A 25253-nucleotide genomic window follows, 5' to 3' on the forward strand; every position below is an offset into this window, starting at 1 on the left:
TGACTTCTCCTGATATTAATTCGTCGTGCCAGGTGTCGGTGCGACGTTGGTATGATCTTCAGTCTGCGCAGGGGCAGCATCGGACTTTTTATCATCTCCCTTACTGTTGTAAAGGAACTGACCAATCATGTCCTCCAGCACCATCGCGGACTTGGTATCCTGGATGACGCTACCGTCTTTAAGGATAGTCGTTCCAAGCTCAGGATCTTCAAAGCCAACGTTCAATGCCAGATATTGTTCGCCCAGCAGGCCGGAGGTGCGGATAGAAAGCGAGCTGGTATCCGGGATATGGTTGTAACGCTCTTCAATATCCATCGCCACGCGCGGCAGATAGGTTTTTTCATCAAGCGTAATGTCAGCCACACGGCCAATAACCACACCGCCAATACGCACAGGAGAGCGCGCCTTCAGCCCTCCGATATTGTCGAAAGTGGCATAGATGCGATAAGTCGGTTCGGTACGCACTGAGGTGATATCCGCCGCTCTCAGGCAGATAAACAGTGCGGCAAGCAGTGCCAGCAACAGGAACACGCCGACCCAAATTTCATTTTTTCTCGTTTGCATGAACTCAATTCCCAAACATCAGTGCGGTGAGCACAAAATCCAGACCCAGTACGGCCAGCGACGAATGTACGACAGTACGTGTAGTTGCACGGCTAATGCCCGCCGACGTCGGGATGGCATCGTAACCATTAAATAACGCAATCCAGGTGACCGTAATGGCAAATACCACGCTTTTAATCAAACAGTTAACCAGATCCATTCGCAAATCGATGGCGTCCTGCATGGCAGACCAGAAGAAACCGGCATCAATCCCTTTCCAGTGAACGCCCACCAACGAACCGCCCCAGATACCGACGGCCACAAACAGGATAGTCAGCAACGGTAAGGAGATAACCCCTGCCCAGAAACGGGGTGAGATAACACGCCGCAACGGATCGACCGCCATCATTTCCATACTGGAAAGCTGCTCGGTGGCACGCATCAGACCAATCTCTGCGGTGAGCGCCGACCCTGCGCGTCCGGCAAACAGCAGTGCCGCCACCACCGGCCCCAGTTCACGCAGCAGCGAAAGCGCCACCAGCATGCCGAGGCTGGTTTCCGCGCTGTAGGTCGTCAGCACAAGGTAGCCCTGCAGCCCCAGCACCATGCCGATAAACAGACCGGACACAATGATGATCAGCATCGACAGCACGCCGACGTTATAGAGTTGCCGTACCAGTAAAGGCGCGTGCTTGCGGAACTCCGGCTTGCCGACCAGCGCGTTGAACAACATCAATCCGGCGCGCCCGAACGTCCTGATGGTTTTTATGCCACGGTGTCCAAGAGCGGCCAACGCATTTAACAGCATGAGTGGCTTAACTCCCTATTCCCAATAAATCGTCACGATAGTCGCCCGCAGGGTAGCGGAACGGCACAGGCCCATCCGCAATACCGTCGAGGAACTGCCGTACTCGCGGATCGCAGTTTTCCTGCAACGCCTGGGCGCTGCCGTGCGCGACGATCCTTTTGTCTGCCACAATGTAGGCATAGTCGGCAATACTCAACACTTCCGGCACATCGTGAGACACCACAATGCAGGTGACGCCGAGCGCGCTGTTCAATTCAGAGATGAGCTTCACCAGCACGCCCATCGTAATTGGATCCTGTCCGACAAACGGTTCGTCGAACATGATTAAATCGGGTTCCAGCGCAATGGCTCTCGCCAGCGCGGCACGGCGCGCCATGCCACCAGACAGCTCTGACGGCATCAGCTTTGCGGCGCCACGCAGCCCTACCGCCTCCAGCTTCATCATTACCGTGCTTTTCAGCAGCTCTGGCGGAAGCTGCGTATGCTCGCGCAGCGGATAGGCGACATTATCAAAGACGTTCATGTCGGTGAACAAGGCCCCCGACTGAAAGAGCATGCTCATCCGCTTGCGCACAGTATACAGGCGCGACCGCGACATCTCCGGTACGTTTTCGCCGTCGAAGAGGATTTCACCGCTATCGGGTGGGATCTGCCCACCGATAAGTCGCAGCAGGGTCGTTTTACCGATCCCGGACGGTCCCATGATGGCTGTGATTTTGCCATGCGGCACGGTCAACGAAATATCATCAAATATCAATCTGTTGCCGCGAGAAAAGCTCACCCCACGGACATCGACTAAATTCGCCATCGTTTGGCTCATTTACGGTTCCTTTCTTACCCTGCTTCATGCGAAGCGTGAAGCTTAAATCAGCCCTAAACCCCACATTTTTACAGAATATTAGCCGTAGAGGTTAGCGAAAGCTGGCATTTGTTTTACTTTTCCGGCGCATAAAGTCAAAATTAGGAATTCGTTACGTCTTAGGCTGTATGCAGCGCTAACAATTCCCGCGCGGTGGACCGGCGAGTATACCTGAAGAAAGGACTTTTGATGCTTTTAGCAACAGCACTGTTAATAATTGGTTTACTTTTGGTGGTCTACAGTGCTGACCGTTTGGTGTTTGCTGCATCGATCCTGTGCCGCCTCACTGGCGTCCCCCCTGTTGTCATCGGGATGACCGTGGTCAGTGTTGGAACCTCCCTGCCTGAAATCATCGTCTCTGTGACGGCATCGCTGCATGGTCAGATAGACCTTGCTGTTGGCACCGCGATTGGCTCTAACATCGTCAATATTCTGCTTATTCTGGGCCTGGCCGCGCTGCTCCATCCATTTCGCGTGCATTCTGATGTTCTGCGCCGGGAATTGCCGCTAATGTTGATCGTAAGCCTGTTGGCAGGATGCGTATTTTACGATGGCGTTCTGAGCTACAGTGACGGCATTTTCTTGCTGGCGCTGGCGGTCATCTGGCTGCTCTATAGTGTTAACATTGCCCGCCTGGCGGAAAAACAGGGTCAGGACAGCCTGACGCGTGAGCAGGTCGCCGAGCTCCCGCGTGAAGGTACGCTGCCTGTGGCACTGCTCTGGCTGGGTGTCGCGTTGATCATTATGCCCATGGCAACACGGATGGTCGTGGATAACGCGACGGTACTGGCGAATTATTTCGCCATGAGCGAACTGACCATTGGCCTGACCGTGATCGCCATCGGCACCAGCCTGCCGGAGCTGGCCACGGCCATTGCCGGGGCACGTAAAGGTGAAGATGACATCGCCATCGGCAATATTATCGGCTCGAACATCTTCAATATTGCCATCGTCATGGGCCTGCCAGCCCTGATAACGCCCGGGCCGTTTAACCCGCTGGCCTTCACACGTGATTACGGGGTGATGTTGCTGGTGAGCGTTATCTTTGCCCTGCTCTGCTGGCGGCGGCAACGACAGATCGGCAAAGGCGCAGGCGCGCTGCTGACGGGTGGATTTATCGTATGGATGGCGATGCTGTACTGGCTTTCGCCTCTTCTCTCTGGGTAAACGGAAACGCATTATGTCGCAAATAGAATTGCAGCCGGGTTTTGACTTTCAGAAAGCAGGCAAAGACGTTCTGGAGATTGAACGTGAAGGTCTGGCGCAGTTAGATCAGTACATTAATCAGGATTTCAGTCTGGCCTGTGAGAAGATGTTCTACTGTGCCGGTAAAGTCGTGGTAATGGGGATGGGCAAGTCCGGCCACATTGGCCGCAAAATGGCCGCCACTTTCGCCAGCACCGGCACCTCCTCCTTCTTTGTACATCCAGGAGAAGCGGCACACGGCGATCTGGGTATGGTGACGCCGCAGGATGTCGTCATTGCGCTGTCAAACTCCGGGGAGTCCAACGAGATCCTGGCGCTGATACCGGTTCTGAAGCGGCTGCAGGTCCCGCTCATTTGCATGACAAGCCGCCCGGAAAGCAGCATGGCACGTGCGGCGGATATTCACCTGTGCGTGAAAGTGCCGAAAGAGGCCTGCCCACTGGGTCTTGCGCCGACATCCAGCACCACCGCGGCGCTGGTGATGGGAGACGCGCTTGCCGTTGCGCTCCTTGAAGCCCGCGGTTTTACCCCTGAAGATTTCGCGCTTTCCCATCCTGGCGGTGCGCTGGGTCGGAAACTGCTGCTGCGGGTTAACGATATTATGCATACTGGCGATGAGATCCCTCACGTCAGTAAAGAGGCCTCTCTGCGTGATGCGCTGCTGGAAATCACCCGTAAAAACCTGGGCATGACGGTGGTGTGTGACGATCTGATGAAGATCGAAGGGATTTTCACCGACGGTGACCTGCGTCGCGTGTTCGACATGGGCGTGGATGTTCGCACGCTGGGTATTGCCGATGTGATGACGCCCGGCGGGATTCGCGTTCGCCCGGGCACGCTGGCGGTGGATGTACTGAACCTGATGCAGTCCCGACATATCACCTCAGTGATGGTTGCCGATGGCGACCAATTGCTGGGTGTGGTACATATGCATGATCTGCTGCGCGCAGGCGTAGTGTAATGAAGGATAAGACAATGAGTAATGCGGGTGCATCCCTTGCAACCTGTTATGGTCCGGTCAGTGCCCACGTGATGGCAAAGGCAGAAAACATTCGCCTGCTGATTCTGGATGTGGACGGCGTACTGTCCGATGGCCTGATTTACATGGGCAATAATGGTGAAGAGCTGAAAGCGTTCAACGTTCGCGATGGCTACGGTATACGTTGTGCGCTCACATCGGGTATCGAGGTTGCCATCATCACCGGGCGAAAAGCTAAACTGGTAGAAGATCGCTGTGAAACGTTGGGCATTAGCCATCTGTATCAGGGACAGTCCGATAAGATGGCTGCTTTCAATGATTTACTGGGTAAACTGTCTATCGCGCCAGAACATGTGGCCTATGTCGGGGACGACCTTATCGACTGGCCGGTAATGGCTGAGATTGGCCTGAGTGTCGCGGTTGCGGATGCGCATCCGCTGCTGATCCCGCGGGCTGATTATGTTACCCACATCAACGGTGGCCGTGGTGCCGTACGTGAAGTCTGCGATCTGCTTCTGCTGGCGCAGGGCAAGCTTGATGAGGCCAAAGGGCAATCGATATGAGTAAAACCAGACGTTGGGTTATCATTCTGCTTTCGCTTGTCGCACTGATACTGATTGGCGTGAACCTTGCCGATCGTGACGATACGCAAACGGAAGTGATCAACAATAACGATCCAACCTATAAAAGCGATCACAGTGATACCGTAGTCTATAGCCCGGAAGGTGCGCTGAACTATCGCCTGATTGCCCAGCACGTTGAATATTTTTCAGATGACGGTATTTCGTGGTTTACCCAGCCGGTCATGACGACGTTTGATAAGGACAAAGTGCCGACGTGGTCGATTAAGTCTGACCGGGCAAAACTGACGAATGACCGTATGCTTTATCTTTATGGCCATGTTGAAGTCAACGCCCTGACCGCTGACTCACAACTGCGCAAAATTACGACAGATAATGCCCAGATCAACCTGGTTACTCAGGATGTGACGTCGCAGGATCTGGTCACTCTGTACGGCACAACATTTAATTCCAGCGGTTTAAGAATGCGCGGGAACTTACGCAGCAAAAACGCCGAGCTGATTGAAAAGGTTAGAACCTCCTATGAAATTCAAAACAAACAAACTCAGCCTTAAAGTAATTATCGCCAGCGCGATGCTGGCGGCCAGTCTTCCCGCGCTTGCTGTTACTGGCGATACCGAACAGCCGATCCATATCGAGTCCGATACGCAGTCTCTTGATATGCAGGGTAATGTCGTTACCTTTACCGGCAACGTGGTTATGACCCAGGGCACCATCAAGATTAACGCCGATAAGGTGGTCGTTACCCGTCCAGGTGGCGAACAGGGCAAAGAGATCATTGATGGCTACGGCAACCCGGCCACGTTCTACCAGATGCAGGACAACGGCAAGCCAGTAAAGGGCCATGCCAGCCACATGCATTATGAACTGGCGAAAGATCTGGTCATCCTTACCGGTAACGCCTATCTGGAACAGCTCGATAGCAATATCACCGGCGATAAGATCACCTATCTGGTGAAAGAGCAAAAAATGCAGGCCTCCAGCGAGAAAGGCAAACGCGTCACCACCGTGTTAGTGCCGTCTCAGCTGCAGGACAAAGGCAAGGGCCAGGCCCCGGCACAGAAGAAGAGTAACTAATTCGTTATGGCAACATTAACTGCAAAAAATCTCGCGAAGGCCTATAAGGGCCGCCGTGTCGTGGAAGATGTCAGTCTGACCGTCAACTCCGGCGAAATTGTTGGCCTGCTTGGTCCAAACGGTGCAGGTAAAACCACGACCTTCTACATGGTTGTGGGTATTGTCCCGCGCGATGCCGGTAATATCATCATTGATGATGAAGACATCAGCCTTCTGCCGCTGCATGCGCGCGCGCGCCGTGGTATTGGCTACCTGCCGCAGGAAGCCTCCATTTTCCGTCGCCTGAGCGTCTTCGATAACCTGATGGCCGTTCTGCAAATTCGTGACGACCTGACCAGCGAACAGCGTCAGGATCGCGCCAACGAGCTGATGGAAGAGTTTCACATTGAGCACCTGCGCGATAGCCTCGGTCAGGCGCTGTCCGGGGGGGAACGCCGCCGTGTTGAAATTGCACGCGCGTTGGCAGCAAACCCGAAGTTCATCCTGCTGGATGAACCATTTGCAGGCGTTGACCCCATCTCCGTTATCGACATTAAACGTATTATTGAGCATCTGCGCGACAGCGGTCTTGGCGTGTTGATTACTGACCACAACGTCCGTGAAACACTGGCCGTATGTGAACGTGCGTATATCGTGAGCCAGGGCAACCTGATCGCCCACGGCACGCCACAGCAGATCCTCGAAGATGATCATGTTAAGCGCGTCTATCTTGGGGAAGACTTCAGACTCTGATAGGGTAGAGGTAAAGTAACGCCGAACCGGAGAAAAATGCTCTGAACATGAAGCAAGGTTTGCAATTAAGGCTCAGCCAACAACTGGCGATGACGCCGCAGTTACAACAGGCGATTCGCCTGTTGCAACTGTCCACATTAGAACTCCAGCAGGAGCTCCAGCAAGCGCTGGACAGCAATCCGCTGCTGGAGCAAGCCGATCTTCATGACGAGGTAGACACTCAGCAATCACAGGACACGGAAGCCCTCGATACCGCCGATGCACTCGAACAAAAAGAGATGCCGGACGAGCTTCCGCTGGATGCCAGCTGGGATGAAATCTACACCGCCGGAACCCCTTCCGGCACGCGTGCAGACTACCAGGACGATGAGCTACCGGTCTATCAGGGTGAAACCACCCAGTCACTACAGGATTACCTGATGTGGCAGGTGGAGCTGACCCCTTTCTCCGATACCGATCGCGCGATTGCTACATCGATTGTCGATGCCGTTGACGACACCGGCTATCTGACCGTCACGCTGGACGATATTCTGGAAAGCATGGGCGATGACGAGATTGAACTTGAAGAGATAGAAGCCGTTCTGAAGCGCATTCAGCGTTTCGACCCGGTGGGCGTAGCAGCGAAAGACCTGCGCGACTGTCTGCTGATCCAGCTTTCGCAGTTCAGCAAAGAGACGCCCTGGATCGATGAAGCCCGCTTAATCATCAGCGATCATCTGGATCTGCTGGCTAACCATGATTTCCGTACCCTGATGCGCGTTACGCGTCTGAAAGAAGAGGTGTTGAAAGAGGCGGTTAACCTGATCCAGTCGCTCGATCCTCGCCCCGGCCAGTCGATCCAGACCAGTGAGCCTGAATACGTCATACCTGACGTGCTGGTCAGAAAACACAACGGCCGCTGGGTCGTTGAACTCAATTCAGACAGCATTCCTCGCCTGCAAATCAATCAGCAATATGCCTCCATGTGCACCAGCGCGCGTAACGACGCCGACAACCAATATATTCGTAGCAATCTGCAGGAAGCGCGTTGGTTAATCAAAAGCCTGGAGAGCCGCAATGATACGCTGTTGCGGGTGAGCCGCTGTATCGTCGAACAACAGCAGGCTTTCTTTGAGCAGGGCGAAGAGTATATGAAACCGATGGTGCTGGCGGATATCGCCCAGGCCGTCGAGATGCATGAATCAACGATTTCCCGCGTGACCACGCAGAAGTATCTGCACAGTCCTCGCGGTATATTTGAGCTTAAGTATTTCTTCTCCAGCCATGTGAATACCGAAGGCGGTGGCGAAGCCTCGTCAACGGCGATTCGTGCACTGGTGAAGAAGTTGATCGCCGCGGAGAACCCCGCGAAGCCACTGAGCGACAGTAAGTTAACCACCATGCTGTCCGACCAGGGTATTATGGTGGCACGTCGTACTGTTGCGAAGTATCGAGAGTCTTTATCCATTCCGCCGTCTAACCAGCGTAAACAGCTGGTCTGACACAACCGATAAGGAAGACACTATGCAGCTCAACATCACTGGACAAAACGTCGAAATTACTGAAGCCTTACGCGACTTTGTGAACACGAAATTCGCAAAACTCGAGCAGTATTTCGAAAGGATCAATCAGGTCTATATTGTGTTGAAAGTGGAGAAAGTGACTCATATCTCGGATGCAACCCTGCATGTCAATGGGGGCGAACTCCACGCCAGTGCGGAAGGGCAAGACATGTACGCTGCTATCGACGGCTTGATTGATAAGCTTGCAAGACAGCTCAATAAACATAAAGATAAACTGAAACAACACTAATTGTCCGGGCAGTTAACGGGTGCAGGAAGGCCTGTTGTGGAGCACAACAGGCCATTTGTACAGTTAGCGCTTAGGTGAAATTATGATGAACAACGATTCCGCTCTTCAATTGAGCAATGTCCTTAACCAGGAATGTACCCGCAGTGGCGTTCACTGCCAGAGCAAAAAACGTGCGCTGGAGATTATCAGTGAACTGGCCGCAAAACAGCTGGGCCTGCCACCGCAGGTCGTATTCGAAGCCATCCTGACCCGTGAAAAAATGGGCAGTACCGGTATCGGCAACGGCATTGCGATCCCGCATGGCAAACTGGAAGAGGACACCCTGCGTGCCGTCGGTGTGTTTGTGCAACTGGAAACGCCTATTGCCTTTGATGCCATCGATAACCAGCCCGTTGATCTCCTCTTCGCGCTGCTGGTTCCTGCCGATCAGACGAAAACCCATCTGCATACGCTTTCACTGGTCGCTAAACGCCTGGCCGATAAAACCATCTGCCGTCGACTGCGCTCAGCGCAAAGTGATGAAGAGCTTTATGAAATTATCACTGAAGCAGAAGGCAGTCAGGATGAGGCATAACCAGGAGATGGCCTTCACATCTGTTGTCCTGAGGAGAAACGGAACATGGTGCTGATGATTGTCAGTGGCCGTTCAGGGTCGGGGAAATCCGTCGCCCTGCGCGCGCTGGAAGACATGGGTTTTTACTGCGTAGATAACCTGCCGGTGGTACTGCTGCCCGAGCTGGCGCGCACCCTTGCAGACAGACAAATCTCTGCCGCCGTCAGCATCGACGTCCGTAACATGCCTGAATCGCCAGAAATCTTTGAACAGGCGATGAGCAACCTGCCGGACACCTTTTCACCTCAGCTGTTGTTCCTTGATGCGGACCGCAACACGCTGATCCGTCGCTACAGCGATACCCGTCGTTTGCACCCGCTTTCCAGCAAGAACCTCTCTCTGGAGAGCGCAATCGACGAAGAGAGCGACCTGCTGGAGCCCCTGCGCTCACGTGCCGATTTGATTGTCGACACCTCCGAAATGTCCGTTCACGAGCTGGCAGAAATGCTGCGTACCCGTTTACTGGGCAAACGCGAGCGTGAACTGACAATGGTGTTTGAGTCATTCGGCTTTAAGCACGGCATTCCTATCGATGCGGATTATGTTTTCGACGTGCGCTTCCTGCCAAACCCGCACTGGGATCCGAAACTGCGTCCAATGACCGGTCTGGATAAACCCGTCGCGGCGTTCCTCGACAGGCACACAGAAGTTCACAATTTTATCTACCAGACGCGAAGCTACCTTGAGCTATGGTTACCTATGCTGGAGACAAACAATCGTAGCTATCTGACGGTGGCGATTGGCTGTACCGGCGGTAAACATCGTTCGGTCTATATCGCCGAACAGCTGGCCGACTATTTCCGTTCACGCGGAAAGAACGTTCAGTCCCGTCATCGCACGCTGGAAAAACGTAAAACATGACCGTAAAACAAACCGTTGAGATCACCAATAAGCTGGGCATGCACGCCCGCCCGGCAATGAAGCTGTTTGAACTGATGCAGGGTTTCGATGCGGAAGTTCTGCTGCGAAATGATGAAGGGACCGAAGCGGAAGCAAACAGCGTCATTGCGCTGCTGATGCTGGACTCCGCCAAAGGTCGCCAGATTGAAGTCGAAGCCACCGGCCCACAGGAAGAGGAAGCGCTGGCGGCGGTGATTGCGCTGTTTAACGCCGGGTTTGACGAGGATTAATTTCAGCCCCGCTGGCGGGTGGCGCTGCGCTTACCCGCCCTACATCAGCTTATTACGCTGCATAAACCCTTCCCCGCCTAACTGACGCATCTGGCGCATGATCCACGCCTGACGGCTTCGCACGTACCCGGACGGGGCATTAGCCTTAAAGCGGATGGGATTAGGCAAGACGGCAGCCAGGAGCGCCGCTTCGGACATACTCAGTCGGCTGGCCGGTTTATTGAAATAGCGCTGCGCGGCGGCCTCAACACCAAACACGCCATCGCCAAACTCAGCAATATTGAGATAGACGGTCAGAATGCGTTTTTTGCTCCAGACCGTTTCCATCCCCAGCGTCAACCCCGCTTCCAGCCCTTTTCGTACCCAGCTGCGACCGTCCCACAGGAACAGATTCTTTGCGGTTTGCTGCGATAATGTCGATGCACCACGGACGCGGTTTTCGTGGCGTTCATTGTGCGCCAGCGCTTTCTCGATTGCCGCCACGTCAAACCCCCAGTGTTCCGGGAATTTCTGATCCTCTGCCGCAATGACCGCCAGCCCCATAAACGGTGAGATCTCATCCATACTCACCCAGTCCGAGTGGGCCACATAGCTGAAATCACCGCTGAGCCATGCCCCAAGCTGACGCTCGACCATCACGGCCGAAAACGGGACCGGCATAATGCTGAATAAGGCGAGTCCGCCGCCCCAGAATACCGCGAGCACGAGAACGATGCGCAACAGGGCGCGTTTCACCCACGCGCCTGCGCCGAATTTACGACTCATTCAGTCAACACCAGTACTCTGGCCACCAGTTTTTCGATGCCTGCAGCGGCCTCGGCAATATTCTGCGCCAGCATCCAGGCAGGCGTGGTAACGACCTTGTTGTCTTCATCCACCACAATGTCATCCACCGGACAAGGTACGTGCTCGCCGCCCATCTCCTCAATGATTTCTGCGGTATCAATATCGGTGCCAATTGTCAGCCGCAGCGGGAAATCAAAAATTTTAGGCAGCATTGCCGGCGCGATACAGATAAAGCCCTGCGGTTTACCTGCCGCGTGCATCGCCTGCGACAGCGCTTTTAAATGGGGATCGATCTGACACGCCGCCCCTTCTGAAGCAAAGGTACTGAGATTTTTGGCCGCCCCAAACCCGCCCGGCACGATTAACGCATCGAGCTCAGCGGCGTCCGCCTGAATAAGGGGGTGGACATCGCCACGCGCAATACGCGCCGCTTCAATCAGTACGTTACGGGTTTCCGCCATGGCCTCTCCGGTCAGATGATTAATCACATCTGCCTGCTTTTTGTCTGGCGCGAAACAGATCGCTTCCGCCCCCTGTCTTGCCAGGGCCAGCAGCGTGATGACGGCTTCATGAATTTCTGAACCATCGTAAACACCGCATCCGCTCAGTACGACACCAACCTTTTTCATCCTGACGTTCCTTCTTTGCAACTTGCTGAAGCACATAATTAATTTTGATTAAAACGCTATGCTTCACACATTTCACTGATTCATGTAACAAACCATTTAAGATTTGCTATCTTATCTGCGTGCGGCCTAAATTTTCAGGCGGCGCCCATGCGAAAACAACACGAAAAATCAGGCGCAGCCACGATTTCCCTGGTGTTGGCGCAGTATTCGCGCACCCCGGTTAAGCCGGGGTCATTTTTTTCTGGCATCCACCCAGGCTTTGAGCACCGCCACATCGTTCTGCCACTCTTGTTTCATCTCCTCGACCCAATCACCCACGTTATCTTCCCATGCCGGTAAATCAGGTGACTGAATCTGTTGTCCCAACTGCTGTAAGTGGCGTAACCCGACAGAGCCTGCAGCACCTTTGATCTTATGTCCTTCTTCCACAATGCCTTTCTGATCGCGTGCGGTCAGGTTGGACTCCAGCACGCTCAGGTAGCCAGGCATCATTTTTTCGAACACGGCCAGACCATCGGTAATCAGTTTTGGGCCAACCAGGTCGATGTACTGCTCCAGCATCGCAGTATCCAGAATCGTTTGGGCCTTCGCGCTATCAACAGACGTCATGGTGCTCTCCTCTTCATCATGGGTATCCCAGAACTTCTTGATCATGGCGGTCAGAGCAGGCACCGCCAGCGGCTTGCTGAGCACATCATCCATACCGGCATCGAGGTACTCTTTTTTATCTTTCAGGACGTTGGCCGTCAGCGCGACCAGCGGCGGCAGTTCATCGGCGGCATACTGCGTTGTCAGCGCACGGGAGATATCCAGCCCGGTCATGTCCGGCAGTTGAATATCCAGCAGGACGAGGTCATATTCGCCCGGTTTAAACATCTCCAGCGCGGCTTTTCCGGTCATCGCCACGTCCACGCTGTTACCCAGTTTTTCCAGCACCGAGCGCGCCACAATCACGTTCAGCTCGATGTCTTCGACCAGCAGAACATGCAGCGCAGGGAGCGGCATATCGTCTTGTTCAAAGGTATCCTCAACCTCTTCTGCCACCGCCGGGGCATGCACCGTCAGCGTAAAGGTAGAGCCTTTGCCCGCCTGGCTGGCCACGGTGATATCACCGCCCATGCTCTTCGCGAGCCGTTTCGATACCGCAAGGCCAATGCCCGTGCCGGTAGCAGGCTTACCACCGTTGCTGTCCTTCACCTGATAATACATGGCAAAGATTTTGTCCTGCTCTTCCTGCGGAATGCCAATGCCTGAGTCTTCCACCTCAAAGTGCAGCATGTCGCCTTCGTCATAGCGGATACGCACCGCCACCTGCCCCTGCTGGGTAAATTTCACCGCGTTGCTGATCAGGTTCCAGAGGATTTGGCGCAGACGCGTGCCGTCCGTGACCACTTTGTGCGGCAGCGGCAGGGTTGGCTCCATGACAAAGCTCAGCCCCTTTTGCTGCGCCTGCAGGCCGGACAGGTTTTCCAGATCGGCAAGGAAGCTGGTGAAATCAACCGGCTGGTTATCAAGCTGGACTTTACGGCGCTCCATCTTATCCATGTCGATAATATCGTTGAAGATATTCCCCAGCGTGACCGCCGAGACATGGATCGTTTTGAGGTATTTTTCCTGCTCCGCCGTCAGGTCGGTGTCCAGCAGAATACGGCTTAAGCCGACGATGCCGTTCAACGGGGTACGCAGTTCATGGCTAATGGTGGAGATGAAAGTCGTCTTATCGCGGCTGGCGCGCTCAAGGGCATCCTGATAACGCTTACGCTCGGTGATATCGCGGCCAAAGCCCATCAGGCCGTGGCGTTTCCCGACGCGGTCGTAGTACGGCACTTTACGGATCTCAAAGCAGGCTTTACGCCCGTCCGGGTAATCCAGCCACTGTTCATAGGTCAGCGAGACATTGTGGCGGAAGACTTTTTCGTCCGTCTCCATGACCTTGGCAGCCGCCTCTTCTGAGTACACATCCTGGGGTTTCAGGTGGATCAGCTGCTTTTCGCTTTTGCCGGTCAGCAGCTCCATCGCCCGGTTACAGCCGGAGAACTCTTTGTCTTCGTTGCGGTAGAAAACCAGATCCGGAGAAGCATCAAGGAATGAACGCAGGAAAGAGGATTGCTGCTCAAGCTGGATCTGCGTCACCTCACGCTCTTTCATTTCGATTTTCAGCTGCTCAAGCGTCGCCTGACGCTCGGCTTCCGCCTTCTCACGATCTGAAATCTCCTGGTTAAGCTGGGCAATGTTGTCTTTCAACTGGACGTTGAGCTTTAAATCGCGCTCGCGCATCTCTTCCAGCTTATCAACCAGTTTTGACAGGCGCTGACGGGACTCCTCCAGCTGTTCAACGACGACGGAAAGAAAATAGACCGCCCAGGGGGTGATCAGCAAACCGAAGAAGATAGAGCGGATGACGTCGATACTCTCGACCTGACCATGCAACACCATGGTCACGGCCATTTGCACGACAATGGCCAGAACAACCAGCGCCAGCGCCAGCAGCATGGAGAAACGCACCAGCCCGAGCTTCATCATCAGGTCGACGTAGTACTGGGCAAGCATTCGAATTTGCTTCATAGAGGATCCCTTCACGACTTTATCGCTCAATAATACTCAAATTCGCGGCGGGACGTTGAAGGTTGTGAGAAAAAGTGCGGGGTGAAACAGGAGATTAGCCTCGCTTCCTGCTAACCGGAAGCGAGGAGAGGAGAATCAGGAGCGTTTCAGCAGCAGCCAGAGGCTGATCAGCAGGAAGCTGGCGCTCGGCAGCAGCGCACCAATAATTGGCGGAATGCCGTAAACCAGCGTCAGCGGGCCAAAGATCTGATCGAGGACGTAGAATACAAAGCCGAAGCTGATCCCGGTGACCACACGAACACCCATCGGTACGCTACGCAGCGGGCCAAAGATAAACGACAGGGCCATCAGCATCATCACCGCCACGGACATCGGCTGGAAGATTTTGCTCCACATATTGAGTTGATAGCGCCCGGCATCCTGCCCGCTCGACTTCAGGTATTTGACGTAGTTGTGCAACCCGCTGATGGAGAGCGCGTCCGGATCCAGCGCCACCACCCCGAGTTTGTCCGGCGTGAGGTTGGTTTTCCACGTCCCGGACACCGTCTGAGAGCCGGTGATCTGTTTTGGGTTCGTCAGGTCAGACTCGTCAACCTGGGATAACCGCCACTGCTTGTGTTCGGGGTCAAACTTCGCTGACGATGCGTGACGTACAGACTGTAAACGACGCTCATCATTGAAGGCGTAAATACTCACGCCGCCCAGCTCATCATCCCCTTTCACGCGTTCGATATAGACGAAGTTCTGGCCATCTTTCGCCCATAACCCTTGCTGTGTAGAGAGCAGTGAACCGCCGTACATCGCCTGGGCACGATAGTTACGCGCCATCTGTTCGCCCTGCGGTGCCACCCACTCGCCAATCGCCATGGTCAACAGCACCAGTGGGATCGCGGTTTTCATGACCGACAGCGCCACCTGCAAACGGGTAAAGCCCGATGCCTGCATCACAACCAGTTCGCTGCGCTGTGCAAGCATCCCCAGCCCCAGCAGCGCGCCCAGCAGGGCCGCCATCGGGAAGAAGATCTGCACATCTTTTGGCACGCTGAGCAGGGTATACATCCCTGCACCCAGCGCGTCGTAGCTCCCTTGCCCGGCTTTTTTCAGCTGATCGACAAATTTAATAATGCCGGAGAGCGACACCAGCATGAACAACGTCATCATGATGGTGGTGAAAATGGTTTTACCGATATAGCGATCAAGAACGCCAAACGCCTGCATTAGATGGCTCCTTTACGCGAAAATCGGGCACGTATGCGGCGCACTGGCACCGTATCCCACAGGTTTAATCCCAGCGCCAGTAAGATGTACAGGCTGTTGACGAACCACGTCCAGAGCATCGGGTCCAGCTTACCCTTCGCGCCGTTAGAACGAATCGAGGTTTGCAGCAGGAAGTAGATCAGGTACAGCAGCATCGCCGGCAGCATTGAGAGCACGCGCCCCTGACGCGGGTTCACCACGCTCAGCGGCACGACAATCAATGCCATCATAAACACGGTGAAGACGAGCGTAATACGCCAGTGGAACTCCGCACGCGCTCTGTCAGTATCAGTGTTCCACAGCGTACGCATATCCATTTGCTCGGTATCCGTTGGATCGAGCGCCACCGCCTGATGACCAATAATGGCCTGATAGTTCTGGAAATCCGTAATACGGAAGTCACGAAGCATCGCGGTGCCTTCAAAGCGGGTGCCTTTATTCAGCGTCACGACCTGGGAACCATCTTTGCGCTGCGCAAGCTGACCGGAGTCTGCTACCACCACCGATGGACGGGCGTTTCCTTTGGTCCGCAGCTGTGCCAGGAAGACGTCGTTGAATTTACTGCCGTCGACGCTCTCAATAAACAGCACTGAGTTTCCGTCGGTCGCCTGCTGGAACTGCCCCTGCGCTAATGCCGCCATACCGGGGTTCGCTTTTGCTTCAGCCAGCACTTCATCCTGATGACGAGAGGACAGTGGGCCCGCCCACATCACATTCACCGCGGCGACGATACCCGTGAACAGCGCCAGTATCATGGCGGCTTTCACCAGAACAGCTTTGCTCAAGCCACAGGCATGCATCACCGTGATTTCACTCTCGGTATAAAGCTTACCGAGCGTCATGAGCAGACCGAGGAAAAGACTTAGCGGCAGAATAAGCTGCGCCATTTCCGGGATCCCTAAACCAAGCAGGGAAAGCACCAGATTCGTTGGAATTTCGCCGTCAACGGCCGCACCGAGGATCTTGACCAGCTTCTGACAGAAAAAAATCAGCAGCAGGATGAAGAGGATCGCCAGTTGGCTTTTGAGCGTCTCCCGCACCAGATATCTTATGATTATCACTTTAAATACGCCCGTAAAAACCCGTCTCTTTGCTGGAAAATCGCTTGTTTCATGGCTTAAACGTCATTTATTCTCTTGAGTCGTCGAAATCATCGCTAAGATTAAAACACCCGGCGGATTCACGCTTCAGGACTTTTTCTGACGTGTCGAAACCGTAATAACGTAAGATTAACACGAAGTCACCACAACAGCGGACTTGAGTTACGAAAGGTTTCAATTCTATCCGTAGCAGCCGCTGTTGTCTTTAAGATTCAGGAGCGTAGTGCATGGAGTTCAGTGTAAAAAGCGGTAGCCCGGAGAAACAGCGGAGTGCCTGCATCGTTGTGGGCGTCTTTGAACCACGCCGACTCTCCCCGATCGCCGAGCAACTCGATAAAATCAGTGACGGCTACATTAGCGCCCTGCTGCGCCGTGGCGAACTGGAAGGCAAACCTGGGCAGACGCTGTTACTGCACCATGTTCCGAACGTGCTGTCCGAACGTATTCTGCTGATTGGCTGCGGTAAAGAGCGCGAGCTGGATGAACGTCAGTATAAGCAGGTGATTCAGAAAACAATTAATACCCTGAATGACACCGGCTCAATGGAAGCCGTTTGCTTCCTGACCGAACTGCACGTCAAAGGTCGTAACACCTACTGGAAAGTGCGCCAGGCTGTCGAAACCGCAAAAGAGAGCCTGTACAGCTTCGATCAGCTCAAGACCAACAAAAGCGAGCCGCGCCGTCCGCTGCGTAAAATGGTCTTTAACGTGCCAACCCGTCGCGAACTCACCAGCGGCGAGCGCGCCATCCAGCACGGTCTGGCGATTGCCGCCGGGATTAAAGCCGCAAAAGATCTGGGCAACATGCCGCCTAATATCTGTAACGCCGCCTATCTGGCTTCTCAGGCGCGCCAGCTGGCTGACTCCTACAGCAAAAATGTCATCACCCGCGTTATCGGCGAACAGCAGATGAAAGAGCTGGGTATGCACTCTTACCTGGCGGTGGGCAACGGCTCGCAGAACGAATCCCTGATGTCGGTTATCGAATACAAGGGCAATCCGTCAGAAGACGCGCGTCCTGTTGTGCTGGTCGGTAAAGGCCTGACCTTCGACTCCGGTGGTATCTCCATCAAGCCTTCTGAAGGCATGGATGAGATGAAGTACGACATGTGTGGTGCAGCGGCGGTGTATGGCGTGATGCGTATGGTGGCTGAACTTCAGTTACCGATTAATGTTATCGGCGTGCTGGCGGGCTGCGAAAACATGCCGGGTGGACGCGCTTATCGTCCGGGTGATGTCCTGACCACCATGTCCGGCCAGACCGTTGAGGTGCTGAACACCGATGCCGAGGGCCGTCTGGTGCTGTGCGACGTATTAACCTACGTTGAACGCTTCGAACCTGACGTGGTGATCGACGTGGCCACCCTGACCGGTGCCTGCGTGATCGCGCTGGGCCACCACATCACCGGCCTGATGTCGAACCACAATCCGCTGGCGCACGAGCTTATCGGCGCGTCCGAACAAGCCGGTGACCGCGCATGGCGTCTGCCACTGGGTGACGAATACCAGGAACAGCTGGAATCTAACTTTGCGGACATGGCGAACATCGGCGGCCGTCCTGGTGGTGCCATCACCGCGGGCTGCTTCCTGGCACGCTTCACCCGCAAGTACAACTGGGCGCACCTGGATATTGCCGGCACCGCATGGCGCTCCGGAAAAGCCAAAGGCGCGACCGGTCGTCCGGTTGCGTTGCTGTCGCAGTTTCTGCTAAACCGCGCCGGATTTAATGGCGACGAGTAAGTCAAAACGGCAGTAAACCGTAGGCCGGGTAAGGCGAAGCCGCCACCCGGCTTAAGTATTTAAAGTGAGCACAAGAAGCCCCATATATGAAGAATGCAACGTTCTACCTTCTGGACAATGACACCCATCAGGATGGCCTCAGCGCCGTAGAACAGCTGGTGTGTGAAATTGCCGCAGAACGTTGGCGCGCAGGTAAGCGGGTTCTGATTGCCTGTGAAGATGAACAGCAGGCGATTCGTCTTGACGAAGCGCTGTGGGCGCGCCCGCCGGAGAGTTTTGTACCGCATAACCTGTCTGGCGAAGGGCCGCGCGGCGGCGCACCGGTCGAGATAGCCTGGCCGCAAAAGCGCAACAGCAGCGCGCGCGATATTCTGATTAGCCTGCGGATAGATTTTGCAGATTTTGCCACCGCTTTCACAGAAGTGGTAGACTTTGTCCCTTACGAAGAATCCTTGAAACAACTGGCGCGCGAACGCTACAAAGCGTACCGCCTGGCTGGTTTTAACCTGAATACGGCAACCTGGAAATAATGGAAAAGACATATAACCCACGCGATATCGAACAGCCGCTTTACGAGCACTGGGAACAGCAGGGCTATTTCAAGCCTAACGGCGATGAAAGCAAAGAGTCCTTCTGCATCATGATCCCGCCGCCGAACGTCACCGGCAGTTTGCATATGGGTCATGCCTTCCAGCAGACCATCATGGATACCATGATCCGCTACCAGCGCATGCAGGGCAAAAACACCCTGTGGCAGGCGGGGACTGACCACGCGGGTATCGCGACCCAGATGGTGGTTGAGCGTAAGATTGCCGCTGAAGAGGGTAAAACCCGTCACGATTACGGTCGCGACGCCTTTATCGATAAAATCTGGCAGTGGAAAGCAGAATCTGGCGGCACCATTACCCGTCAGATGCGCCGTCTCGGTAACTCCGTAGACTGGGAGCGCGAGCGTTTCACCATGGACGAAGGCCTTTCCAACGCCGTAAAAGAAGTGTTCGTCCGTCTGTACAAAGAAGACCTGATTTACCGTGGCAAACGCCTGGTTAACTGGGACCCGAAACTGCGCACCGCGATCTCTGACCTGGAAGTGGAAAACCGCGAGTCTAAAGGCTCCATGTGGCACATCCGCTATCCGCTGGCAGACGGCGCGAAAACCGCAGACGGTAAAGATTACTTAGTGGTGGCGACCACCCGTCCGGAAACCCTGCTGGGCGATACCGGCGTGGCCGTTAACCCGGAAGATCCGCGTTATAAAGATCTGATTGGCAAATTCGTGGTGCTGCCGCTGGTGAACCGCCGCATTCCAATAGTGGGCGACGAACACGCCGACATGGAAAAAGGCACCGGCTGCGTGAAAATCACCCCGGCGCACGACTTCAACGACTACGAAGTGGGTCGTCGTCACGCCCTGCCGATGATCAACATTCTGACCTTCGACGGTGACATCCGTGAAAGCGCAGAAGTGTATGACACCAAAGGCAACGAATCCGACGTTTACTCAAGCGACATTCCGGCAGAGTTCCAGAAGCTGGAACGCTTTGCCGCGCGTAAAGCGATTGTGGCTGCCGTTGACGCACTCGGCCTGCTGGAAGAGATTAAACCTCACGATCTGACCGTGCCGTACGGCGACCGTGGTGGCGTGGTTATCGAGCCAATGCTGACCGACCAGTGGTATGTGCGTGCCGACGTGCTGGCAAAACCGGCTGTTGAAGCGGTTGAAAACGGCAGCATTCAGTTCGTGCCGAAGCAGTACGAAAACATGTACTTCTCCTGGATGCGCGATATTCAGGACTGGTGTATCTCCCGTCAGCTGTGGTGGGGTCACCGTATCCCGGCATGGTACGACAACGAAGGCAACGTATACGTTGGGCGCAGTGAAGATGAAGTGCGTCAGGAAAACAACCTGAGCGCAGACGTTGCCCTGCGTCAGGACGAAGACGTGCTGGATACCTGGTTCTCCTCCGCGCTGTGGACCTTCTCCACCCTCGGCTGGCCAGAGAACACCGACGCGCTGCGTCAGTTCCACCCAACCAGCGTGATGGTGTCTGGCTTCGATATCATCTTCTTCTGGATTGCCCGCATGATCATGATGACCATGCACTTCATTAAAGATGAAAACGGCAAGCCGCAGGTTCCGTTCCATACCGTCTATATGACCGGTCTTATCCGTGACGATGAAGGCCAGAAGATGTCCAAATCCAAGGGCAACGTCATTGACCCGCTGGATATGGTGGACGGGATCTCCCTGGAAGAGCTGCTGGAAAAACGCACCGGTAACATGATGCAGCCACAGCTGGCAGAGAAGATCCGCAAGCGCACCGAGAAGCAGTTCCCGAACGGGATTGAATCTCACGGTACTGACGCCCTGCGTTTCACTCTGGCGGCGCTGGCCTCTACCGGTCGCGACATCAACTGGGACATGAAGCGTCTGGAAGGTTACCGTAACTTCTGTAACAAACTGTGGAACGCCAGCCGCTTCGTGCTGATGAACACCGAAGATCAGGATTGCGGCTTCAACGGCGGCGAGATGATCCTCTCTCTGGCCGACCGCTGGATCCTGGCGGAATTCAACCAGACGGTGAAAGCATTCCGCGAGGCGCTGGACAGCTACCGCTTCGACATCGCGGCGGGCATTCTGTACGAATTCACCTGGAACCAGTTCTGTGACTGGTACCTGGAGCTGGCGAAGCCGGTCATGAACGGCGGAACGGAGGCAGAGCTGCGCGGCACGCGTAACACGCTGATCACTGTGCTGGAAGGCCTGCTGCGTCTGGCGCACCCGATCATTCCATTTATCACCGAAACCATCTGGCAGCGTGTGAAAGCGATCGCGGGCATCAACGCCGACACCATCATGCTGCAGCCGTTCCCGGAATTCGATGCCGCTAAAGTGGATGAAGCTGCCTCAGCGGATACCGAGTGGCTGAAGCAGGCGATCGTCGCTGTACGTAACATCCGTGCAGAAATGAACATCGCCCCGGGCAAACCGCTGGAACTGCTCCTGCGCGGTTGCAGCGACGCGGCTGTTCGTCGTGTCACCGAGAACAATACCTTCCTGAAAACCATGGCGCGTCTGGAAAGCATCACCGTGCTGCCAGCCGATGACAAAGGTCCGGTCTCCGTGACGAAAATCATCGACGGCGCTGAGCTGCTGATCCCAATGGCGGGTCTCGTCGACAAAGACGCTGAGCTGGCACGTCTGGCGAAAGAAGTGGCGAAAGTCGACGTGGAAATTGGCAAAATCGAAAGCAAACTGGCGAACGAAGGCTTTGTCGCCCGCGCGCCGGAAGCGGTCATCGCCAAAGAGCGTGAACGCCTGGTTGCTTTCGCCGATGCGAAGACCAAGCTGATTGAGCAGCAGGCGGTGATTGCGGCCCTGTAATGCTTTTACCCCTTACGCTTCAGGGCGTAAGGGGTATTCTTCCTGAAAACTCCTCGCTTGCACTCCCCTTTCTGCGGTGCTATTAACAGCAATTGTGTGTCAATTTTTGTAATGAGTAATGCTATGAGCGTGATTACCCCCGTCGCGACGACGATGCGTCGGATCGCTGTGCAGGACAACCCGGCTATCGCCGCCGTTATCCGTACGGTTTCTGCCGAATATGGCCTGACGGCTGATAAAGGCTACACGGTTGCTGATCCAAATCTGGACGAGCTGTTCCAGCTTTACAGCCAGCCGGGCCACGCCTACTGGGTTATTGAGCAGAATGGCCAGGTGGTGGGCGGCGGCGGCGTTGCTCCGCTCAGCTGCAGCGAGCCGGATATCTGCGAGCTGCAGAAAATGTATTTCCTGCCATCTGTTCGCGGACAAGGCCTGGCGAAGAGACTGGCGCTGGTCGCACTCGACTATGCCCGCAATCAGGGATTTACACGCTGTTACCTCGAAACAACCGCCTTCCTCAAAGAGGCCATCGGCCTGTATGAACATCTGGGCTTTGAGCATATTGATGCACCGCTGGGCTGCACCGGCCACGTCGATTGCGAAGTCAGGATGCTGAAAACGTTGTAAATACTTTTGCTGCCCTCTTCTGTTAAGCGGTGGTTAACTGAATGCTCTACACTCTCAGTTCACACCATAACGGGGGAAACACGATGTCGAAGATAAAAAGCTACGCCGCACCGCAGGCGGGTGCAGAACTTGAACTGTACGAGTACGATGCGGGCGAACTAAAAGCGGAAGACGTCGAAGTACAGGTTGATTACTGTGGGATCTGCCACTCGGATCTCTCCATGATCGACAACGAATGGGGCTTTTCAAGCTATCCACTGGTCGCCGGACACGAAGTGATTGGCCGCGTCGTGGCGCTCGGCAGCGCTGCGCAGGACAAAGGCCTGAAAGTGGGCCAGCGCGTGGGTATTGGCTGGACGGCACGCAGCTGCGGTCATTGCGACGCCTGTATCAGCGGCAACCAGATCAACTGCCTTGAAGGCGCCGTTCCAACCATCCTCAACAAGGGCGGTTTTGCCGATAAACTGCGCGCCGACTGGCAGTGGGTCATTCCGCTGCCGGACAGCATTGATATCGAATCCGCAGGCCCGCTGCTGTGCGGCGGCATTACCGTCTTTAAACCGCTGCTGATGCACCATATCACCGCCACCAGCCGTGTGGGTGTGATTGGTATCGGGGGGCTCGGTCATATTGCCATCAAACTGCTGCACGCGATGGGCTGCGAAGTGACGGCATTCAGTTCTAACCCGGCGAAAGAACAAGAAGTGCTGGCGATGGGAGCGGATAAAGTGGTGAACAGCCGCGATCCAGACGCGCTGAAAGCACTGGCGGGTCAATTCGATCTGATCATCAACACCGTTAATGTCGATCTCGACTGGCAGCCGTACTTTGAAGCACTGGCCTACGGCGGTAACTTCCATACGGTAGGTGCCGTGCTGAAGCCGCTGCCGGTTCCGGCGTTTACCCTGATCGGCGGGGATCGCAGCGTGTCCGGCTCTGCAACCGGCACGCCGTTCGAGTTGCGCAAACTGATGAAGTTCGCCGGGCGCACGAAAGTATCGCCAACCACCGAACTCTATCCGATGTCGAAAATCAACGAAGCGATCCAGCACGTGCGTGACGGCAAAGCCCGTTACCGTGTGGTGTTGAAAGCAGATTTTTAATGTGACACACCCCTCTCCCACCGGGAGAGGTCGCAAACACTAAAAACGGTAACGGTTGTTACCGTTTTGCTTCTACCATGGCCTTAAACACCTCTGCCACCGCAACCGCTCCCGGATCCATTACCCCATCCAGATTCTCTTTATTCACATACGACGAACGTCCCGCGCCCGCTTTGCCCATTCTGGCCGTTGCCTCTGCGCCCTGCTGTGCCGCCTGCGCCGCCGCCTGAAGATCGTTTTTCTGTAACGTCTCCAGCGCCGGCTGTAGCGCATCGATCAGCGTGCGATCACCGAGATCGGCCCCGCCATACTGCTTCATCTGTGCCAGCCCGCTCAGCAATGCATCCGCAAGCGATTGTCCGTCATGCAGCTTTTGTCCGGCTGCCGTGAAAAAGATCGACATTAATACGCCGCTCGATCCGCCCATCACCGTTGCCAGACGCTCGCCCACCAGCAGAAGTAATGTCGACACGTCGTTAAGAGGAAGGTTATTCTCCTCCAGACGCTGCGCAATCTCCCGCGCCCCTTGCGCAAAGGTGGATCCGGTATCGCCATCCCCCACTTTCGCATCCAGCGCGTTCAGACGGTTTTCCAGCTGAATCAACGTCTTTGTCACCACAGAGACATATTCGCCCACCTGCGGATTTGCGGACGGGGTAAACTCCACGCGGTCATGGATCGCGCTATGCTCCTGGGTACGCAGCGGGGCAAATGCCACCGGCTTCTGCCAGCCCAGCGTCTCAACCTCTTCATGAAGGGCTTTTTCGAACAGATCGTTTAGCTTCAGCAGCGTCAGCGAAAAGCCTTTCATATCCAGGGCGCTCACCAGCGGTGCCGGGCCAATCAGGTACGCCAGGTTATCTTTCAGTGCCGAGTGGGCCAGCTCTTTGGTGAGCAGAGCCATCTCGAGCGCTGATACGCCCCCCAGGTTATTGATCAACACTGCGAAGCGCCCGTCACCCGCCTTCGCCTTGAGCGGCGTCACCAGCGTGTCGATAATCGCTTTACTGTTCTGCGTATCCACGACGGAAGCCCCCGGCTCACCATGAATGCCCAGACCCAGCTCGACATGACCTTGCTTAATGCGTCCTTCTTCCTCGTCGCTTCCCGGCAGGTTACACGTTTGCATCGCAACGCCCAGGCTCCAGAGGTTATCGCAGGCCTGTTGCGCAATATCACGCACTTCACTCAGCGATTTTCCGTGCTCTGCGGCATAACCCGCGATCTTATGAACCAGCGCCGTACCGGCAATGCCGCGCGGCTGTTTGTTGTCCGGCAGCGCAATATCGTCTGCCACAATGACCATCTCCACCTTCAGGCCGTAGCGTTTCGCCTTTTCTGCCGCCAGACCAAAATTCAGGCGGTCACCGGTGTAGTTTTTAACGATCAGCAGGCAACCACGGTCACCCGTCACCGCCACAATGGCATTCAGCACCGCATCCACGCTCGGCGAGGCGAACAGATCGCCGCACACTGCTGCCGTCAACATACCTTTGCCGACAAACCCGGCGTGTGCAGGCTCGTGGCCGGAACCGCCACCGGAGATCACCGCCACGCGGCTCTTGTCCCAGTCGCTGCGGGCCACAATGCGAATGGCAGGATCAACATCAAGCTTGACGAGGTTACCGTGCGGAGCAGAAATCAGAATGCCTTCAATAGCATCGTTGACCAGTTGTTTGCGATTATTAAAAAAGAATCTGGACATACATTCTCAACTTGTTGTGAACCGTATGCAAAAGCATA

General features: G+C 55.1%; 25 protein-coding genes. 16 read left to right on the forward strand and 9 right to left on the reverse strand.

From position 1 onward, the window contains the following. Positions 1 to 15: 15 nt before the first annotated feature. The 3 genes from mlaD to mlaF are packed head-to-tail and all read right to left on the reverse strand — an operon-like array spanning position 16 to position 2171. Positions 16 to 564: an outer membrane lipid asymmetry maintenance protein MlaD gene (gene mlaD / locus ACMWKA_RS06865; RefSeq protein ID WP_013098934.1), complete on the reverse strand. Its 549-nt coding sequence runs from the start codon at positions 562 to 564 to the stop codon at positions 16 to 18. Positions 565 to 568: 4 nt separating this feature from the next. Beyond that, positions 569 to 1351 (reverse strand): lipid asymmetry maintenance ABC transporter permease subunit MlaE, encoded by a 783-nt coding sequence (gene mlaE, locus ACMWKA_RS06870; protein WP_010436044.1) that lies wholly within the window; start codon positions 1349 to 1351, stop codon positions 569 to 571. 7 nt (positions 1352 to 1358) lie between these two features. After that, positions 1359 to 2171: a phospholipid ABC transporter ATP-binding protein MlaF gene (gene mlaF, locus ACMWKA_RS06875; protein WP_013098935.1), complete on the reverse strand. Its 813-nt coding sequence runs from the start codon at positions 2169 to 2171 to the stop codon at positions 1359 to 1361. 228 nt (positions 2172 to 2399) lie between these two features. On the opposite strand from mlaF, the gene ACMWKA_RS06880 reads away from it, so the two are divergent. The 11 genes from ACMWKA_RS06880 to npr all read left to right on the forward strand — a co-directional run bounded on the left by ACMWKA_RS06880 (position 2400) and on the right by npr (position 10319). Beyond that, positions 2400 to 3377, forward strand: a complete 978-nt coding sequence (locus tag ACMWKA_RS06880; RefSeq protein WP_100168366.1) for a calcium/sodium antiporter — start codon at positions 2400 to 2402, stop codon at positions 3375 to 3377. Between the two features lie 13 nt (positions 3378 to 3390). Continuing rightward, positions 3391 to 4377, forward strand: a complete 987-nt coding sequence (gene kdsD / locus ACMWKA_RS06885) for an arabinose-5-phosphate isomerase KdsD (RefSeq protein ID WP_014833452.1) — start codon at positions 3391 to 3393, stop codon at positions 4375 to 4377. A 14-nt stretch (positions 4378 to 4391) separates the two neighbouring features. Next, complete coding sequence (kdsC, locus tag ACMWKA_RS06890; protein ID WP_023622319.1) at positions 4392 to 4958, forward strand: 3-deoxy-manno-octulosonate-8-phosphatase KdsC; 567 nt, start codon at positions 4392 to 4394, stop codon at positions 4956 to 4958. Further along, on the forward strand, positions 4955 to 5530 hold the full coding sequence (lptC, locus tag ACMWKA_RS06895; RefSeq protein WP_013098939.1) for an LPS export ABC transporter periplasmic protein LptC: 576 nt from the start codon (positions 4955 to 4957) through the stop codon (positions 5528 to 5530). The genes kdsC and lptC overlap by 4 nt, the downstream gene beginning before the upstream one ends. Beyond that, positions 5499 to 6053 carry a lipopolysaccharide ABC transporter substrate-binding protein LptA gene (gene lptA / locus ACMWKA_RS06900; protein ID WP_013098940.1) on the forward strand — a complete coding sequence of 185 codons (555 nt, stop codon included), beginning with the start codon at positions 5499 to 5501 and terminating at the stop codon, positions 6051 to 6053. Before lptC ends, lptA begins: the two co-directional genes overlap by 32 nt. A gap of 6 nt (positions 6054 to 6059) precedes the next feature. Further along, positions 6060 to 6785, forward strand: coding sequence for an LPS export ABC transporter ATP-binding protein (gene lptB, locus ACMWKA_RS06905; RefSeq protein ID WP_013098941.1), 726 nt, complete (start codon positions 6060 to 6062; stop codon positions 6783 to 6785). A 47-nt stretch (positions 6786 to 6832) separates the two neighbouring features. Beyond that, positions 6833 to 8266 carry an RNA polymerase factor sigma-54 gene (gene rpoN / locus ACMWKA_RS06910; RefSeq protein WP_013098942.1) on the forward strand — a complete coding sequence of 478 codons (1434 nt, stop codon included), beginning with the start codon at positions 6833 to 6835 and terminating at the stop codon, positions 8264 to 8266. A 22-nt stretch (positions 8267 to 8288) separates the two neighbouring features. Continuing rightward, the gene (hpf, locus tag ACMWKA_RS06915; protein WP_013098943.1) at positions 8289 to 8576 is read left to right on the forward strand and encodes a ribosome hibernation promoting factor; all 288 of its coding nucleotides are present in this window, start codon (positions 8289 to 8291) and stop codon (positions 8574 to 8576) included. 82 nt (positions 8577 to 8658) lie between these two features. Beyond that, the gene (gene ptsN, locus ACMWKA_RS06920) at positions 8659 to 9150 is read left to right on the forward strand and encodes a PTS IIA-like nitrogen regulatory protein PtsN (RefSeq protein WP_013098944.1); all 492 of its coding nucleotides are present in this window, start codon (positions 8659 to 8661) and stop codon (positions 9148 to 9150) included. Positions 9151 to 9195: 45 nt separating this feature from the next. After that, on the forward strand, positions 9196 to 10050 hold the full coding sequence (gene rapZ, locus ACMWKA_RS06925) for an RNase adapter RapZ (RefSeq protein WP_013098945.1): 855 nt from the start codon (positions 9196 to 9198) through the stop codon (positions 10048 to 10050). Then, positions 10047 to 10319 carry a PTS phosphocarrier protein NPr gene (npr, locus tag ACMWKA_RS06930; RefSeq protein ID WP_003861872.1) on the forward strand — a complete coding sequence of 91 codons (273 nt, stop codon included), beginning with the start codon at positions 10047 to 10049 and terminating at the stop codon, positions 10317 to 10319. The genes rapZ and npr overlap by 4 nt, the downstream gene beginning before the upstream one ends. A gap of 39 nt (positions 10320 to 10358) precedes the next feature. On the opposite strand, the gene mtgA is transcribed toward npr, so the two are convergent. The 5 genes from mtgA to lptF form a co-directional block, all read right to left on the reverse strand. Then, complete coding sequence (mtgA, locus tag ACMWKA_RS06935; RefSeq protein WP_013098946.1) at positions 10359 to 11084, reverse strand: monofunctional biosynthetic peptidoglycan transglycosylase; 726 nt, start codon at positions 11082 to 11084, stop codon at positions 10359 to 10361. Next, a complete protein-coding gene (gene elbB / locus ACMWKA_RS06940) occupies positions 11081 to 11734 on the reverse strand; it encodes an isoprenoid biosynthesis glyoxalase ElbB (protein WP_023619937.1) in 654 nt (217 codons plus the stop codon). Before elbB ends, mtgA begins: the two co-directional genes overlap by 4 nt. Positions 11735 to 11965: 231 nt before the next feature. Next, positions 11966 to 14299: an aerobic respiration two-component sensor histidine kinase ArcB gene (gene arcB, locus ACMWKA_RS06945; RefSeq protein ID WP_013098948.1), complete on the reverse strand. Its 2334-nt coding sequence runs from the start codon at positions 14297 to 14299 to the stop codon at positions 11966 to 11968. 135 nt (positions 14300 to 14434) lie between these two features. Further along, the gene (gene lptG / locus ACMWKA_RS06950) at positions 14435 to 15517 is read right to left on the reverse strand and encodes an LPS export ABC transporter permease LptG (RefSeq protein WP_013098949.1); all 1083 of its coding nucleotides are present in this window, start codon (positions 15515 to 15517) and stop codon (positions 14435 to 14437) included. Then, the gene (gene lptF / locus ACMWKA_RS06955; RefSeq protein WP_100168369.1) at positions 15517 to 16617 is read right to left on the reverse strand and encodes an LPS export ABC transporter permease LptF; all 1101 of its coding nucleotides are present in this window, start codon (positions 16615 to 16617) and stop codon (positions 15517 to 15519) included. The genes lptG and lptF overlap by 1 nt, the downstream gene beginning before the upstream one ends. A 266-nt stretch (positions 16618 to 16883) precedes the next feature. Between lptF and pepA the strand changes: the two genes are divergently transcribed. The 5 genes from pepA to ahr all read left to right on the forward strand — a co-directional run bounded on the left by pepA (position 16884) and on the right by ahr (position 23510). Beyond that, positions 16884 to 18395, forward strand: coding sequence for a leucyl aminopeptidase (gene pepA, locus ACMWKA_RS06960; RefSeq protein ID WP_013098951.1), 1512 nt, complete (start codon positions 16884 to 16886; stop codon positions 18393 to 18395). Positions 18396 to 18481: 86 nt separating this feature from the next. After that, complete coding sequence (gene holC / locus ACMWKA_RS06965; protein WP_008502815.1) at positions 18482 to 18925, forward strand: DNA polymerase III subunit chi; 444 nt, start codon at positions 18482 to 18484, stop codon at positions 18923 to 18925. After that, the gene (locus ACMWKA_RS06970; protein WP_013098952.1) at positions 18925 to 21780 is read left to right on the forward strand and encodes a valine--tRNA ligase; all 2856 of its coding nucleotides are present in this window, start codon (positions 18925 to 18927) and stop codon (positions 21778 to 21780) included. Before holC ends, ACMWKA_RS06970 begins: the two co-directional genes overlap by 1 nt. Positions 21781 to 21903: 123 nt before the next feature. Continuing rightward, positions 21904 to 22407 carry a GNAT family N-acetyltransferase gene (locus tag ACMWKA_RS06975; RefSeq protein ID WP_013098953.1) on the forward strand — a complete coding sequence of 168 codons (504 nt, stop codon included), beginning with the start codon at positions 21904 to 21906 and terminating at the stop codon, positions 22405 to 22407. A gap of 83 nt (positions 22408 to 22490) precedes the next feature. After that, on the forward strand, positions 22491 to 23510 hold the full coding sequence (gene ahr / locus ACMWKA_RS06980; protein WP_013098954.1) for an NADPH-dependent aldehyde reductase Ahr: 1020 nt from the start codon (positions 22491 to 22493) through the stop codon (positions 23508 to 23510). 58 nt (positions 23511 to 23568) lie between these two features. On the opposite strand, the gene ACMWKA_RS06985 is transcribed toward ahr, so the two are convergent. Continuing rightward, positions 23569 to 25215 carry a dihydroxyacetone kinase subunit DhaK gene (locus ACMWKA_RS06985; protein WP_038420702.1) on the reverse strand — a complete coding sequence of 549 codons (1647 nt, stop codon included), beginning with the start codon at positions 25213 to 25215 and terminating at the stop codon, positions 23569 to 23571. Between the last annotated feature and the right edge of the window lie 38 nt (positions 25216 to 25253).

The organism is Enterobacter sp. 03-F-07-AD-ECC (genome assembly GCF_047530935.1).
Lineage (GTDB): Bacteria > Pseudomonadota > Gammaproteobacteria > Enterobacterales > Enterobacteriaceae > Enterobacter > Enterobacter cloacae.

Excerpts from the sequence above, each read along its gene's own strand:
- mlaD (WP_013098934.1), bottom strand. The coding sequence starts at position 564 with ATGCAAACGAGAAAAAATGAAATTTGGGTCGGCGTGTTCCTGTTGCTG.
- mlaE (WP_010436044.1), bottom strand. The coding sequence starts at position 1,351 with ATGCTGTTAAATGCGTTGGCCGCTCTTGGACACCGTGGCATAAAAACC.
- mlaF (WP_013098935.1), bottom strand. The coding sequence starts at position 2,171 with ATGAGCCAAACGATGGCGAATTTAGTCGATGTCCGTGGGGTGAGCTTT.
- ACMWKA_RS06880 (WP_100168366.1), top strand. The coding sequence starts at position 2,400 with ATGCTTTTAGCAACAGCACTGTTAATAATTGGTTTACTTTTGGTGGTC.
- kdsD (WP_014833452.1), top strand. The coding sequence starts at position 3,391 with ATGTCGCAAATAGAATTGCAGCCGGGTTTTGACTTTCAGAAAGCAGGC.
- kdsC (WP_023622319.1), top strand. The coding sequence starts at position 4,392 with ATGAGTAATGCGGGTGCATCCCTTGCAACCTGTTATGGTCCGGTCAGT.
- lptC (WP_013098939.1), top strand. The coding sequence starts at position 4,955 with ATGAGTAAAACCAGACGTTGGGTTATCATTCTGCTTTCGCTTGTCGCA.
- lptA (WP_013098940.1), top strand. The coding sequence starts at position 5,499 with ATGAAATTCAAAACAAACAAACTCAGCCTTAAAGTAATTATCGCCAGC.
- lptB (WP_013098941.1), top strand. The coding sequence starts at position 6,060 with ATGGCAACATTAACTGCAAAAAATCTCGCGAAGGCCTATAAGGGCCGC.
- rpoN (WP_013098942.1), top strand. The coding sequence starts at position 6,833 with ATGAAGCAAGGTTTGCAATTAAGGCTCAGCCAACAACTGGCGATGACG.
- hpf (WP_013098943.1), top strand. The coding sequence starts at position 8,289 with ATGCAGCTCAACATCACTGGACAAAACGTCGAAATTACTGAAGCCTTA.
- ptsN (WP_013098944.1), top strand. The coding sequence starts at position 8,659 with ATGATGAACAACGATTCCGCTCTTCAATTGAGCAATGTCCTTAACCAG.
- rapZ (WP_013098945.1), top strand. The coding sequence starts at position 9,196 with ATGGTGCTGATGATTGTCAGTGGCCGTTCAGGGTCGGGGAAATCCGTC.
- npr (WP_003861872.1), top strand. The coding sequence starts at position 10,047 with ATGACCGTAAAACAAACCGTTGAGATCACCAATAAGCTGGGCATGCAC.
- mtgA (WP_013098946.1), bottom strand. The coding sequence starts at position 11,084 with ATGAGTCGTAAATTCGGCGCAGGCGCGTGGGTGAAACGCGCCCTGTTG.
- elbB (WP_023619937.1), bottom strand. The coding sequence starts at position 11,734 with ATGAAAAAGGTTGGTGTCGTACTGAGCGGATGCGGTGTTTACGATGGT.
- arcB (WP_013098948.1), bottom strand. The coding sequence starts at position 14,299 with ATGAAGCAAATTCGAATGCTTGCCCAGTACTACGTCGACCTGATGATG.
- lptG (WP_013098949.1), bottom strand. The coding sequence starts at position 15,517 with ATGCAGGCGTTTGGCGTTCTTGATCGCTATATCGGTAAAACCATTTTC.
- pepA (WP_013098951.1), top strand. The coding sequence starts at position 16,884 with ATGGAGTTCAGTGTAAAAAGCGGTAGCCCGGAGAAACAGCGGAGTGCC.
- holC (WP_008502815.1), top strand. The coding sequence starts at position 18,482 with ATGAAGAATGCAACGTTCTACCTTCTGGACAATGACACCCATCAGGAT.
- ACMWKA_RS06970 (WP_013098952.1), top strand. The coding sequence starts at position 18,925 with ATGGAAAAGACATATAACCCACGCGATATCGAACAGCCGCTTTACGAG.
- ACMWKA_RS06975 (WP_013098953.1), top strand. The coding sequence starts at position 21,904 with ATGAGCGTGATTACCCCCGTCGCGACGACGATGCGTCGGATCGCTGTG.
- ahr (WP_013098954.1), top strand. The coding sequence starts at position 22,491 with ATGTCGAAGATAAAAAGCTACGCCGCACCGCAGGCGGGTGCAGAACTT.
- ACMWKA_RS06985 (WP_038420702.1), bottom strand. The coding sequence starts at position 25,215 with ATGTCCAGATTCTTTTTTAATAATCGCAAACAACTGGTCAACGATGCT.